Origin of the sequence: Aerophototrophica crusticola (genome assembly GCF_012913305.1) — a bacterium.
Taxonomy (GTDB): domain Bacteria; phylum Pseudomonadota; class Alphaproteobacteria; order Azospirillales; family Azospirillaceae; genus Niveispirillum; species Niveispirillum crusticola.
In genome coordinates, this window is the sequence record NZ_CP051775.1 from 1,068,237 (window position 1) to 1,081,421 (window position 13,185).

8 protein-coding genes and 1 pseudogene are annotated in these 13,185 nt (G+C 67.6%); 5 read left to right on the forward strand and 4 right to left on the reverse strand.

All coding sequences use genetic code 11. The features are described 5' to 3' along the window. Positions 1-85: 85 nt before the first annotated feature. The gene (locus HHL28_RS05135) at positions 86-778 is read right to left on the reverse strand and encodes a GGDEF domain-containing protein (RefSeq protein ID WP_083699178.1); all 693 of its coding nucleotides are present in this window, start codon (positions 776-778) and stop codon (positions 86-88) included. Between the two features lie 260 nt (positions 779-1,038). Here HHL28_RS05135 and HHL28_RS05140 point away from each other — a divergent pair, with 260 nt between their 5' ends. The 3 genes from HHL28_RS05140 to HHL28_RS05150 all read left to right on the forward strand — a co-directional run bounded on the left by HHL28_RS05140 (position 1,039) and on the right by HHL28_RS05150 (position 3,988). After that, positions 1,039-1,866, forward strand: coding sequence for a cell envelope integrity EipB family protein (locus HHL28_RS05140; RefSeq protein WP_169654831.1), 828 nt, complete (start codon positions 1,039-1,041; stop codon positions 1,864-1,866). A 273-nt stretch (positions 1,867-2,139) separates the two neighbouring features. Then, positions 2,140-2,550 (forward strand): response regulator, encoded by a 411-nt coding sequence (locus tag HHL28_RS05145; RefSeq protein WP_075771577.1) that lies wholly within the window; start codon positions 2,140-2,142, stop codon positions 2,548-2,550. 37 nt (positions 2,551-2,587) lie between these two features. Continuing rightward, positions 2,588-3,988, forward strand: a complete 1,401-nt coding sequence (locus HHL28_RS05150) for a PleD family two-component system response regulator (protein WP_075771578.1) — start codon at positions 2,588-2,590, stop codon at positions 3,986-3,988. Between the two features lie 126 nt (positions 3,989-4,114). Here the strand turns inward: HHL28_RS05150 and HHL28_RS05155 are convergent, their stop codons facing one another. Continuing rightward, positions 4,115-8,287 (reverse strand): tetratricopeptide repeat protein, encoded by a 4,173-nt coding sequence (locus HHL28_RS05155; RefSeq protein ID WP_169654833.1) that lies wholly within the window; start codon positions 8,285-8,287, stop codon positions 4,115-4,117. A gap of 242 nt (positions 8,288-8,529) precedes the next feature. Between HHL28_RS05155 and HHL28_RS18365 the strand changes: the two are divergent. After that, positions 8,530-8,904 (forward strand): annotated as a pseudogene (locus tag HHL28_RS18365) (ASCH domain-containing protein). Between the two features lie 558 nt (positions 8,905-9,462). Here the strand turns inward: HHL28_RS18365 and HHL28_RS05170 are convergent. Beyond that, positions 9,463-10,200 carry a metallophosphoesterase family protein gene (locus HHL28_RS05170; RefSeq protein ID WP_075769201.1) on the reverse strand — a complete coding sequence of 246 codons (738 nt, stop codon included), beginning with the start codon at positions 10,198-10,200 and terminating at the stop codon, positions 9,463-9,465. A 3-nt stretch (positions 10,201-10,203) separates the two neighbouring features. Next, complete coding sequence (locus HHL28_RS05175) at positions 10,204-11,064, reverse strand: nucleotidyltransferase family protein (RefSeq protein ID WP_404326559.1); 861 nt, start codon at positions 11,062-11,064, stop codon at positions 10,204-10,206. 230 nt (positions 11,065-11,294) lie between these two features. On the opposite strand from HHL28_RS05175, the gene HHL28_RS05180 reads away from it, so the two are divergent. Further along, entirely contained in the window at positions 11,295-13,175 is a 1,881-nt protein-coding gene (locus tag HHL28_RS05180; RefSeq protein ID WP_083698813.1) for an ABC transporter ATP-binding protein, read from the forward strand. The last annotated feature ends 10 nt before the right edge of the window (positions 13,176-13,185 follow it).

The window sequence follows — 13,185 nt, forward strand, 5'->3', positions numbered from 1 at the left end:
CGGCCACGAAAGACAAGGGCGCGGGACTTGGTCCCGCGCCCTTTCCCATTCCCGCCGGGGTCTTGCCGGTCAACCGCCACCCGGGTCAGCGCGCGGCCTTCCGCGTGGACTTTACCCGGTACATGGCCGCGTCCGCCTGGCGCATCACCTTGTCCGCGTCGTCATGGGGGGCATAGGGCTGCACGCCGAAGCTGGCGGACAGCGGCAGGGACTGGCGCTGCCACGGGCAGGCGGCGGCATGGAAGCGCTTGGCCAGCGCCTCGGCCCGGGCCTCACCCTTGTCGGCGGCGGTGCGGGTGAGCAGCACCACGAACTCGTCCCCGCCCAACCGCGCGACCACGTCCTGAGCGCGGACATTCTGCTTCAGCACCTTGGCCACCTGGCGCAGGTACTGGTCGCCGCAGAGGTGGCCATGGGTGTCGTTGATGGCCTTGAAGCCGTCCAGGTCCACCATGACCAGCACGCCGCCGCTTCCGCCGCGCATGGCGCCCGCCAACTCCCGCCGGAAGGCGTCCATCAGGCCGCGCCGGTTCAGCAGGCCGGTCAGCTCGTCCGTCATGGACAGGGTTTCCAGGTGCTCGATCCGCTCCCGCTGCTCGGCGATGGTGGCCTCCGCGTCTCTCAGCCGGCGGATGGCATCCCGCAGCAGGGCGCCTTGGCTCTCCGAAGGCAACTCCAACGGGATCAGGCTTGGGGGCAGCGACGGGCGACGGCGGGCCACCGGCAGGTGCAGGTCCGTCACCAACTCATGCGGCAGGGCGGAATCGAGCGGGGTCATGGCGGTGCTCCGAACTCTGGTCAAGCTCACCCGAGCAGTGGCAACCGCCGTGCCAGCCGGATTTAGTTGCATTATCAATTGGTTAGACTGGATTGTCAGGCCGGCGACCTTCGCCGACCGGCAGCTTTTGCCGGACCGGCCGGACCCGTGGGGCAAGGGCTGCCGGGCGGGGTCCCCCGTGCGGGGCGCGCGAAACCCCTTGCGTCGGCCCGGCGGAGGGGGACAATGGCGCTCCAGCTTCCGCAGCCCCGTGGTTCCGCGTGACGAAAATCGCCGCCCGCCCGAAGCTCGCCCACCTCGCCGGTGCCGCGGTGCTCACCCTCGCCGCCGCCATGCCCGCCTGGTCTGCCCAGGCGGTCCCGGACATCGCCCCCCATCTGGCGACCTACAAGCTCTCCCTGGCATCGGCCCGTTCGCAAAGCCCCGTCAGCGGCGTGGACGGCAAGATGACCTTTGCCTGGAACGACTCCTGCGACGCCTGGACCATTGAACAGCGCTTCCAGGTCAACTTCATCTACGCCGAGGGCGAGCAGATGGAGCTGAACACCAGCTACGCCACGTGGGAGGCGAAGGACGGCCGGTCCTACCGCTTTAACGTGAAGAAGCTCAGCAACGGCGAGCTGGAAGAGGAACTGCGGGGGGAGGCGACCCTGGACGGCGGCCAGGGAGGCGTCGCCCGGTTCAGCAAGCCGGAGGCCAAGGAGGTCAAGCTGGCCCCCGGCACCATGTTCCCCACGGCCCACACGCTGAAGCTGCTGGCCCAGGTGAACACGCCGGAGACCTTCCTCTCGGCACCGGTCTTCGATGGCGCCGAGTCTGACGGGCCCAGCGGCGTCGGCGCCCTGATCGGCAAGCCGCGCCCGGTGGCGCCGGCCCAGGTGGACGCCGCCGAGCTGTTGAAGGGCAAGGCGTGGCAGGTCTTCCTCGCCTTCTTCCCCACGGACCCGCTGGAAGCCCTGCCGGAGTACGAGACCTCCCTCGTCCTGCTGGAAAACGGGGTCGTCCGCTCGATGGTCATCGACTATGGCGAGTTCAAGGTGGACGTGGAGCTGGAAAGCCTGGAGCGCCGGCCCAAGGGGCCCTGCTGAGTCCCCGCTCGGCCTGCCCTGACCCTTTCCTACAGACACTGAGTCGCGGCGGACCCTGGCGGCCCGGCGGTACGCCGTCGCGTTCCCGTCACAGGTTCCTTAACCTTTGCCTGTTCTGCTACGCGGGCTTGCCGCCCGACATAGGATGCCGCTTCCGAAAGTGGTAACAGCCGATTAACCTTTTGGGTTAAAATTGGTGCAGGCAAAGCAGGGCCCGCGGCCGGGACGGTAGCCGTGGCCCATCCCGATTGTCTGTGTCCCGGGAGCGTCGTAATGTGTGCGCAGTCAAACGGGGTAGGCACGGAGTCGACCACCTTCACGCCCAAGCGCGTGCTGATCGTGGAAGACAACGAGCTGAACATGAAACTCTTCCACGACCTGCTTGAGGCGCACGGGTACGTCACCCTGCAGACGAAGGACGGGATGGAGGCGTTGAAGCTGGCGCGGCAGCACCGGCCGGATCTGATCCTGATGGACATCCAGCTTCCCGAGGTCTCGGGGCTGGAAGTGACCAAGTGGATCAAGGAAGATGACGACCTGCGGTCAATACCCGTGGTCGCCGTCACGGCTTTCGCGATGAAGGGGGATGAGGAAAGGATACGCGATGGAGGTTGTGAAGATTACATCGCCAAGCCAATCTCCGTTGCCAAATTCTTGCAGACAGTCCAACGTTTCCTTGGATGAGCCCGGTTCCGCCCGGGCCGGTGGATAAGAAAAGACCATGTCGGCTCGGGTCCTCGTCGTTGATGACGTCCTCCCCAATGTGAAGCTGCTCGCGGCGAAGCTGACGCGCGAGTACTTCGAGGTGGTGACCGCGAACAGCGGCCCCGAGGCGCTGGAACGCATCAAGGCGCAGTCGCCGGACATCATCCTGCTGGACGTGATGATGCCTGGCATGGACGGGTTCGAGGTGTGTGAGCGCATCCGCTCCGACCCGGCGATCATGCATATCCCCGTGGTCATGGTCACCGCCCTGTCCGACGTATCGGACCGGGTGCGCGGGCTGGAGGCGGGGGCGGACGACTTCCTGACCAAGCCGGTGAACGACGTGGCCCTGTTCGCCCGCGTCCGGTCCCTGGTCCGGCTGAAGATGATGATGGACGAGTGGCGGCTGCGGGAGAGCACCTCCGGCCAGCTCGGCATGCTCGTCGCCACCGATTCGGTGCAGACCCAGTCCGCCGAGGGTGCGCGCTGCCTCGTGGTGGAAGACAGCGCCATTGACCTGGACAAGATCACCGAGACCCTGGCCCGCGACCGCAACAGCACCGTGGCAGCCGAGAGCTGCGCCGCCGCGCTGGAGATGGCGCTGGCAGAGGATTTCGAGCTGATCGTCATCAGCCTGACCCTGATGCGGGAGGACGGGCTGCGCCTGTGTTCCCAGCTCCGCAGCCATGAGCGCACCCGGCAGGTGCCCGTTCTGCTGCTGGCGGATGAGACGGACATGGACCGGATCGCCAAGGGGCTGGAGCTTGGCGCCAACGACTACCTGATCAAGCCGATCGACCGGAACGAGCTGTTGGCCCGCACCCGCACCCAGGTCCGGCGCAAGCGCTACCAGGACCGGCTGCGGGCGAACTATGAGCAGAGCCTGTCCCTGGCCCTGACGGACAGCCTGACCGGCCTGTTCAACCGCCGCTACCTGTCCGCCCACCTGCCGCGCCTGCTGGACCGCGGCGGCGGCAACCAGAAGCCGGTGGCGGCCCTGCTGTTCGACATCGACCATTTCAAGATCGTCAACGACACCTATGGCCACGGCGTTGGCGACGAGGTGCTGAAGGAAGTGGCCAACCGGGCCAGCCGCAACCTGCGCAACTTCGACCTGGTCGCCCGGCTGGGCGGTGAGGAGTTCGTCGTGGTGATGCCCGACACGGACCTGGTGCAGGCCCTGAACGTGGCCGAACGCCTGCGCCGTCGCATCGCGGAGACGCCGTTCCCCGTCTCCGCTCCCGTGGGCCAGATCACCATCAGCATCAGCATCGGCGTGGCCGTCGCCGACGGCACCCTGGATGCCGATGGCAAGCCGGAGTCCGGTGACAGCCTACTCCGCCGCGCCGACACGGCCCTCTACCAGGCCAAGCGCAACGGCAGGAACCGCGTGGTGGCCGACGGGGTGGGGGAGTAGCCCTGCAAGGCGCCTGATGTCACCCCGGGGTTGACCCGGGCCCCTCGCGGGAAAGCCCTCATGCCCAGGGGGCGGCAGCGGACAAGCGGCGCAGGCAGCCCCCGCCGTCAACCGCGGGCCACCGCCTCATTCGTCTGTCGGCAAATACTCCCTGACCAGATAGTCAAGCCCCGCCCCCATCCACACCGCCCGCGCCGCCTCCCTGCACCGCGCCGCCTCGTCCTCGCTGTCGGCGACTTCTGACAATGCGAGATACGTGAAGCCGATCGAGAACGGGGCAGAAATTCGCTGATAAAGCGCCAGAGCTTCCAGAAAATGGGACCGGGCTTGCCGGGCATCCGTCGCCCGAACCACGTCGCCCAGGCTCTTGATGCAGTTCGCCTCGCCCAGTCGGTCGCCCACCTGCCGGTAGAGCGTCAGCGCCTGCTCGAAGCGCGTGCGGGCGCCGTCATGGTCGGAGCGGCGCAGGGCGATGTCGCCCAGGCTCTGGATGCAGTTCGCCTCGCCCAGCCGGCTGCCCACCTGCTGGTAGAGCGTCAGCGCCTGCTCGAAGCGCGTGCGGGCGCCGTCATGGTCAGCGCGGTAAAGGGATATGTCGCCCAGGCGCTGGATGCAGTTCGCCTCGCCCAGCCGGTCGCCCACCTGCTGGTAGAGCGTCAGCGCCTGCTCGAAGCGGGTGCGGGCGCCGTCATGGTCGGAGCGGCGCAGGGCGATGTCGCCCAGGCTCTTGATGCAGTTCGCCTCGCCCAGCCGGTCGCCCACCTGCTGGTAGAGCGTCAGCGCCTGCTCGAAGCGGGTGCGGGCGCCGTCATGGTCGGAGCGGCGCAGGGCGATGTCGCCCAGGCTCTGGATGCAGTTCGCCTCGCCCAGCCGGCTGCCCACCTGCTGGTAGAGCGTCAGCGCCTGCTCGAAGCGCGTTCGGGCGCCGTCATGGTCAGCGCGGTAAAGGGATATGTCGCCCAGGCGCTGGATGCAGTTCGCCTCGCCCAGCCGGTCGCCCACCTGCTGGTAGAGCGTCAGCGCCTGCTCGAAGCGCGTGCGGGCGCCGTCATGGTCGGAGCGGCGCAGGGCGATGTCGCCCAGGCTCTGGATGCAGTTCGCCTCGCCCAGCCGGCTGCCCACCTGCTGGTAGAGCGTCAGCGCCTGCTCGAAGCGCGTGCGGGCGCCGTCATGGTCAGCGCGGTAAAGGGATATGTCGCCCAGGCGCTGGATGCAGTTCGCCTCGCCCAGCCGGTCGCCCACCTGCTGGTAGAGCGTCAGCGCCTGCTCGAAGCGGGTGCGGGCGCCGTCATGGTCGGAGCGGCGCAGGGCGATGTCGCCCAGGCTCTTGATGCAGTTCGCCTCGCCCAGCCGGTCGCCCACCTGCTGGTAGAGCGTCAGCGCCTGCTCGAAGCGCGTGCGGGCGCCGTCATGGTCGGAGCGGCGCAGGGCGATGTCGCCCAGGCTCTTGATGCAGTTCGCCTCGCCCAGCCGGTCGCCCACCTGCTGGTAGAGCGGCAACGCCTGCTCGAAGCGCGTGCGGGCGCCGTCATGGTCGGAGCGGCGCAGGGCGATGTCGCCTAGGCTAATGATACAGTTCGCCTCGCCCAGCCGGTCGCCCACCTGCTGGTAGAGCGTCAGCGCCTGCTCGAAGCGCGTGCGGGCGCCGTCATGGTCGGAGCGGCGCAGGGCGATGTCGCCCAGGCGCTGGATGCAGTTCGCCTCGCCCAGCCGGTCGCCCACTTGCTGGTAGAGCGTCAGCGCCTGCTCGAAGCGCGTGCGGGCGCCGTCATGGTCAGCGCGGTAAAGGGATATGTCGCCCAGGCTCTTGATGCAGTTCGCCTCGCCCAGCCGGTCGCCCACCTGCTGGTAGAGCGTCAGCGCCTGCTCGAAGCGCGTGCGGGCGCCGTCATAGTCAGCGCGGTAAAGGGATATGTCGCCCAGGCCCTGGATGCAGTTCGCCTCGCCCAACCGGGCGCCTACCTGCTGGTAAAGCGGCAGCGCCTGCTCGTAACAAGTGCGGGCGCCGTCATGGTCGGAGCGGCGCAGGGCGATGTCGCCCAGGCTCCGGATGCAGTTCGCCTCGCCCAGCGGGTCGCCCACCTGCTGATAAAGCGTCAGCGCCTGCTCGAAGCGCTCCCTGGCGCCGTCATGGTCGGAACGGGTTAAGGACAGGTTGGCAGCATAGAGTAGCCAACGAGCCTGGACGCGCACGTTCCCTTCCTTCCGCGCCTGATCGATGGCCTGATGAATAAGAGTGGCGGAGCCCATCCCGGTGAAGCGCTGAAACTCAGCGAAGCCAGCGACGGCGGAATGCAATCGATCACAGGGCAGCATCGACAGTTGCCGCTCCAGAATTGCCTCCACATTGAAGAATTCCGGCGTCAGCCGCTGGATCGCCTCGGCACCCCCTGTCGTGCCTGCCTTATCTCCATCCTCCGCCAATTTCAGGAACAGGCCCAGCAACCGATCCCGATCCCCATGATCTGGCGGCATCCCCTCCACAATGCACTCCCGGACTGGCACGAGCAGTCGTAACCGCCCACCCGTCTCAATCACCAGCCCCAGATGCCGCAAGGCCCTGGCGCCTTGCGCACCATCCTCCGGCAACAGTTCATCCCGCATCTCCGGCGTCAGCCCATCGGGCAGCCAGCCCAGCAGGGACGCCAACCGGCGCGCCGCGTCGCTGAACTGGCGGCTGTTGAGCGACAGGGCCAAAGACGCCTTGAAATTGACCGTCCGGTCGTCCCCCGGCCCCCGTTGCAACAGGCCGGCCCGCTGCCGCTGCCAACTCTTCCACAAATCGTCCAGGCTCATTTCACCCTGCGCCAGATGCGCCAGCAGCGTCAGGGCCAGCGGGATGCCGTCAACGGCCTTCAGCAGGGTCGGCAGGTTCTTGTCGTTGGCGAGCCCCTTTCCGGCAATCTCCAGGAACAAGGCCCGTGCTTCGTCGGGGTGCAGGGGGATCAGCGACACCCTCTCCCATGCCAGCCCCGCGGGCGCCGCGTTTCGCCGGATGGACAGGATCAGGCCGACGCCGGGGACCGTGCCGAGTTCCGACAGCGCCTCTTCTGTGCCAAGCGTTTCCGCCTCCCATGGCGTCTCGGCATTGTCCAGGATCAGCAGGGTCGGTTGCGCCGCCAGGGCGGCCAGGGTGCGGGGCATTGGGTCTGGCCCCACCTCCAGCCCCAGCGCCTGGGACACCAGTTGCACCATGTCGCCGGCGGTCCTGGCGCCTTCCAGCTTCACGAACAGCCGCCGCGGATAGTGGCCTAATATCTCCCGGTCATGGGCGACTGCCAGGGACAGGGCGGACTTGCCCATGCCGCCGCCGCCCAACAGGGCTACGGGGACCGGCGGGGCCGCCAGCAGCGCCGCCTTGGCCTGCGCCAACTCCGTCACCCGGCCGGTGAAGTGCGGCGGCTTGGGGGGCAGGCGGCCGACCAGGGGTGGGGGGGCTGCCTTGGCTGCGGGTGGCAGGCTTGGCGCCGCCTTGGGCAGCAGGCCGGTCAGGAAGCCCGGCAGGTCGCCATGGTTCTTGCCGAAGGGGACGGGGTACAGGCGTTGCCAGCCACGGTCCTGGTATCCCGGAACCTCGCTTTCCCGGCACAGCAGATAGTGCCGATGGTGCGTTTCCGGCAGGATGGTGTCGATCCATTCCAGCAGCTGCCCCAGGTTCGGGTCGTCCACCGTGCCTCCGCACCCGACGAACAGCAGCGACGTATGCATGGCAAAGGATTGCTGGAGGACCTGGGTGAAGCCATGCCCGAGCGTGCGGGCGTAGTCCCGGATGCCCAGCACGACGCTGCCTGGTGTCTCCCAATGGCCATGCAGGTGCAGGATGCCCTTGCGGTCGCGCTGGATGAAGTCACCAACCTTCGCCACATCACTGACCAGGATGGGCTGGCAGCCCGTTACCTCGGTCAACAGCGAATCGTAGTTGGTGGTGGACAGCCGGTTTCCCGGTTCGGCCAGCCGCGCGATGGCCCGGGGCAGGGCGGGATCGGCAGCCGTCAGGCTGCCCACCGTATCCCTCAGCCATCGCGAAAACTCACCGGGCGGGGTGAGCTTGGCCTGTAGGAACTCTGCCACATTGAGCAGCGTGACTATGTCCTCATCGTCCAGGTCAGCCAACCTGCCATCGAGCTGCTTTTGGGTAATCCGCCCAAGCTCCTTCGCCCGCTCCAACCCGTGCCGGACCAGCCCCTTCCAACTGGTGAAGGGCATCCCCGGCGCCGCGGCCATGCCCACGCCCGCACCGGCCACCACCAGTACCTCGCCTTGCGCCACCTGCTCCTTCAAGGATTTGAGAAGCTCCACCGCACCACCTCTATCCCATTCCGGCAAAGGGTGGCATAGCTCATCCCTGGCGACAACGGGTGTGCGGGCGTATCCCTGCTACCGCAAGCTTCCGGAAGCCCATGTCCACCATCACCCCCCTCGAGCCCGACGTCACCCCTGACCCCACCGCCGTCGCGGCCATGTGGTCAGCCTACTGCACCGCCACCGGCTTGGCCCCCGACACGCCCCATGGCGCCTTCGCCTTCGGCAGCGGGGCGGCCATGGCGGATGAGTTGTTGGTGCCCATCCTGTCCGGGGCCAAGCGGGCCACGGCGGGGGTGTTGGTGGAGTATGAGGCGGAGGGGGCGCCGTGGGACCGGTCCGGCTACCATGAGGTGGTGGTGGACGGTCGGGGGCAGCCCGCCTGCATCCTGCGCTACACGGCCTGCGAGGTCCGGCCCTTCGACTAGGTGGACGAGGGGTTCGCCCGGGCGGAGGGGGAGGGAGACCTGAGCCTCGCCTGGTGGCGGGACGCGCATCTCCGTTATTTCGACCCTTATGTCCGCGCCAAGTTCGGCCGCCCCTTGGCCCCGGACGAACCCATGGTCCTGGAACGCTTCACCATCGTCTGGCCGCCGGCGCTGGCGGACAAGTAACCTAGGTGCAGGGCACGTCAGGTCACCCCGGGCTTGACCCCATGGTGCCAAGCTAACTGGCCTGAGGTTTTCTGTGCTTCCCCCGCGAAGGCGGGGGCCCACTGTTTTTCAAACACGGTGACGGCCCGCATCGGGTCAAGAGCTGTGGACCCCCGCCTTCGCGGGGACGCGGTGGTGTTTTTGTCACTCTCGGTTCAGTCCCAACTTCCTGCCCATAGGGTCAGGCCCGGATTGACATCGGGCGGGCTAATCACCCGGAACATGGACAATCTTCCTATCCCATGCCACCATGTCAGACGCGCCCACCCCGGCGCCGGGTCTTGCACAGGTCCATCCCCCAGCACATCCGGGACGATCCGGGCACCATCCGTGTGCATCCATGTCCCAAACTGTCCGCACCCCTAAACGAGACACAAAACCGGACCGGTCACCTTTGTCTCCTTAAGCGACAGACATCAACGAATCCAACAGCTTGGAAGGAGACATACGTCACCTTAAGCGTCACCTTTGGTCACCTTAAGGTCTCCTTATGTCACCTGCCGTCACGCATCCCGGCCCTCACACCTCCACCAGCGCATACGGCTTCCCCGTCGGCTTCTCGATATGTGCGGCCACGTTGAACACCGGGTTCCCGGCGCGGGTATGCCCGGCATAGGTGCCGCGGTGGGCGTGGCCGTGGAACACGGCTTTCACGCCGTCGAAGCGGTCGATGGTCTCGGCGAGGCGGGAGGAGCCGAGGAAGGGGAAGATGGCCTCCGGCTCCCCCACCACCGTCTCGCAGATGGGGGCATAGTGCAGGACCACCACCTTGCGCTCCGTTTCCAACTGCTTCAGCGCGTGCTCCAGCCGCAGGGATTCGTCGATGGCCTCCTGCACGAACTGCTTGATGGCGGACTCGCCGAAGGCGTCCAGCATCTTGCCGTCAAAGCCGCCGCCGAAGCCCTTCACCCCGGCGAAGCCCACGCCCTTCACCACATGGGTCTCGTTCTCCAGGAACTTGACCCCGGCGTCGCGCAGCACCTTCTCGATCTCCTCCGGCTTGTCGCACTGGTGGTCATGGTTGCCCAGCACCGCCAGGACGGGGATGGCGATGCCGCGCAAATCCTCGGCCAGGGCCTCCGCCTCGGCCGCGGTGCCGATGTTGGTCAGGTCGCCGCACAGGCACAGCACGTCGGCCGAGTGCCCCACTTCGGCAAAGGCGTCGCGCCACTGGCCCCGCTGGTTGGGGCTGGCATGGACGTCGCCGATGGCGGCCACCCGCAGGGGCCCCGGGGCGATGATCACGTCGTCCGCCATGGCTCAGCTCCCCACGCCGCTGGCCGGCTGGGCGGCGCCGATGATGTCGGCAAAGCCCCACTGCTTCACGTCCACCTCATAGTCGACGGGGCTGAACAGCCGGCCACGGCAGACCTTGGTCTGCGGGATGGGCAGGTCGGCATGCATGCGGGCCCGCTCCAGCAGCTCCTCGTACAGCCAGCGGGGCACGTTGTCCCGCTCCGTCGGGTAGATGAAGCGGAAGTTCAGGACGTGCATCAGCAGCACCTCCCAATACTGCTCCATGTGGTTCAGCAGCCGGCGCCAGTCGATCCGGTCGGCCTGCTTCAACATGATGTGCGCCACGTCCGCCCCGTCATAGCGGTGGCGGAGCTGGAGCAGCGCCTTCGACCAGATCATCTCCGTCGGCGGGGTGAGCTGGACTTCCACCCCGTAATACAGGGCCGGGTGGCTTTCCTTGAACCAGGCGTCGGTGATGGGCACCACGGCCACGGCGCTGCTGAAGATCACGTCGAAGAAGCACTGGCCGCGCCGGACCTTGGCGATCCAGCGCTCATCCTCGATCTCGGTCTCGAAGCCGCGCTCCTGGAAATGCAGCAGGATGCGGGGGAAGTCCCCCGCCTTGCAGAAGATGTCCAGGTCCTTGGTGGCGCGGTTGATGCCGGTATAGCAGTTCACCGCGAAGGTGCCCGCCACCAGGAACGGGATCCCGCTCTCCCGCAGGATGCGAAGGCTCTCCGCATAGAACTGGTCCGCCTCCGGCGGGGCCAAGTGGGAGGAGGGCGGCGGCGCCCCGGTCAGCAGCGGCGCGGCACCGCCGGCCACCGGGATGCTGCCGGGCTGGTCGTTGGTCTCGGCCGGGTCGGACGTTTCCAGGGTCGTCACGGGGGGCTTCCGGGCTGTGGCGCACATGCCCGGGGGAACAGCCCCGTTCGCCACCCGGTTCCCCGGCCCGGCCGGGGCAGCGCATGGATCAGCCGGTTTGATGGGTGGCAGAAGGATTTTTGCCGTTGACAGACTTAGGATGTATCGGCATCTATTCCGACGTCGGATGTATCAAGCGGGCGGCGTTCCGGTCTGGGGCGCCGCCTTTGCCGTCCCCGGAGTATCCTCCCATGTTCGCGACCCTGTTCCGTCCCAGCCTCGACCGGGCCATGCGCGCCGTGCGCATCGACAGCCTGGAGGACCAGGACCGCGCCTTCTCCTGGGAGGATGCGGAGCCGGTCCGGCCGCTGCCCCGCAAGCCCTTCAGCTTCATCACCGCCCTGATCCGGGAGAAGTTCCTGGGACGGCTGACGCTGATGGTCCTGGCCGTCGTGCTGGGCCAGACCATCGAGGCGTTCGAGCCCTATGCCCTGAAGGCGGTGGTGGACGCCCTGACCGCGGCGGCCGACGGCAAGCCGATCGAGGGGCTGGGCCTGACCGGCTGGTTCCTGGTCCTGCTGGGCATCTGGTTCGGCGGCATCGGCATGTACCGCGTCTACCAGGTGATCGACATCTACACCTCGCCCAGCATCCGGGCGCTGGCGCAGAAGCGGATGTTCGCCTGGCTGATGGGCCACAGCCCCACCTACTTCCAGGACAACTTCGCCGGCAAGCTGGGCCAGAAGATCAAGCAGGGCGCCAACGCCATCCTCGGGATCATCGAGATCCTGATGTTCGACGTGATCCGGGTGCTGGTGCTGCTGCTGGTGTCCCTGGGCCTGCTCTGGACGGCGTCGCCCTTCTTCTCGGCCATCCTGGGCGTGTGGATGCTGGCCTATGTGGGGGTCAGCGCCTGGCTGGCGCGACACTGCTTCCACCTGTCGGAAGCCATGTCCGACGCGGTCAGCTCCTCCTCCGGCCGGATCGTGGACGCCATCACCAACGCCGACCTGGTCCGCGGCTTCGCCCGCACGGCGTTCGAGCGCAGCTTCCTGGGGCACTGGATCAACGAGGAGCGGTTCCGCTCCCGCCGGCTCCGCTGGTTCCTGGTGCTGATGCGGCTGTTCCAGATGGCCAGCATCATCCTGCTGCTGGCGGCCCTGATCTGGCTGGCCATCGGCCGCACCCTGGCCGGCCAGATGACGGTGGGGGAGTTCACGCTGGTCTTCACCCTGGCCTTCCAGATCTCCAGCACCGTCTGGCACCTGTCCGACCGGCTGCTGAACTTCTTCGAGGAGCTGGGCACCCTGTCGGAGGCGCTGGAGGTCATCTCCGCCCCGCATGAGATCGTGGACGCCCCCGGCGCCAAGCCGCTGGCCGTCCGCGACGGCGGGATCGAGGTGAAGGGCCTGCACTTCGCCTTCCCCGACGGCACCAAGGTCTTCCAGGGCCTGGACCTGTCGATCCGGCCGGGGGAGAAGGTGGGGCTGGTGGGCCGGTCCGGTGCCGGCAAGAGCACCCTGGTGAAGCTGCTGCGCCGCCAGTACGAGCCCCAGGGCGGGCAGATCCTGGTGGACGGGCAGGACATCGCCTTTGTCACCCTGGAAAGCCTGAACGCGGCCATAGCGGAGGTGCCGCAACAACCGGGTGTCTTCCACCGCAGCGTCGGGGACAACATCGCCTATGGCCGCCAGGACGCGCCGCAGGAGATGGTGGAGCAGGCGGCCCGCCAGGCCCATGCCCACGACTTCATCCTCCGCCGCCCCACGGCCTATGGCACCATCGTGGGGGAGCAGGGGATCAAGCTGTCGGGTGGGGAGCGCCAGCGGGTGGCCATCGCCCGTGCCCTGCTGAAGGACGCCAAGGTGCTGGTGCTGGATGAGGCGACCTCCGCCCTGGACAGCGAGAGCGAGCACCTGATCCAGGAGGCCCTGTGGACCCTGATGGAGGGGCGGACGGTGATCGCCATCGCCCACCGCCTGTCCACCATCACCGGCATGGACCGCATCCTCTACCTGGAGGGCGGGCAGGTGGTGGAGCAGGGCACCCACAGCCAGCTCCTGGCCCTGGGCGGCCGCTACGCCGCCCTGTGGCATCGGCAGAGCGGCGGTTTTTTGGCAGCGGCGGAGTAAGGTGCAAGGA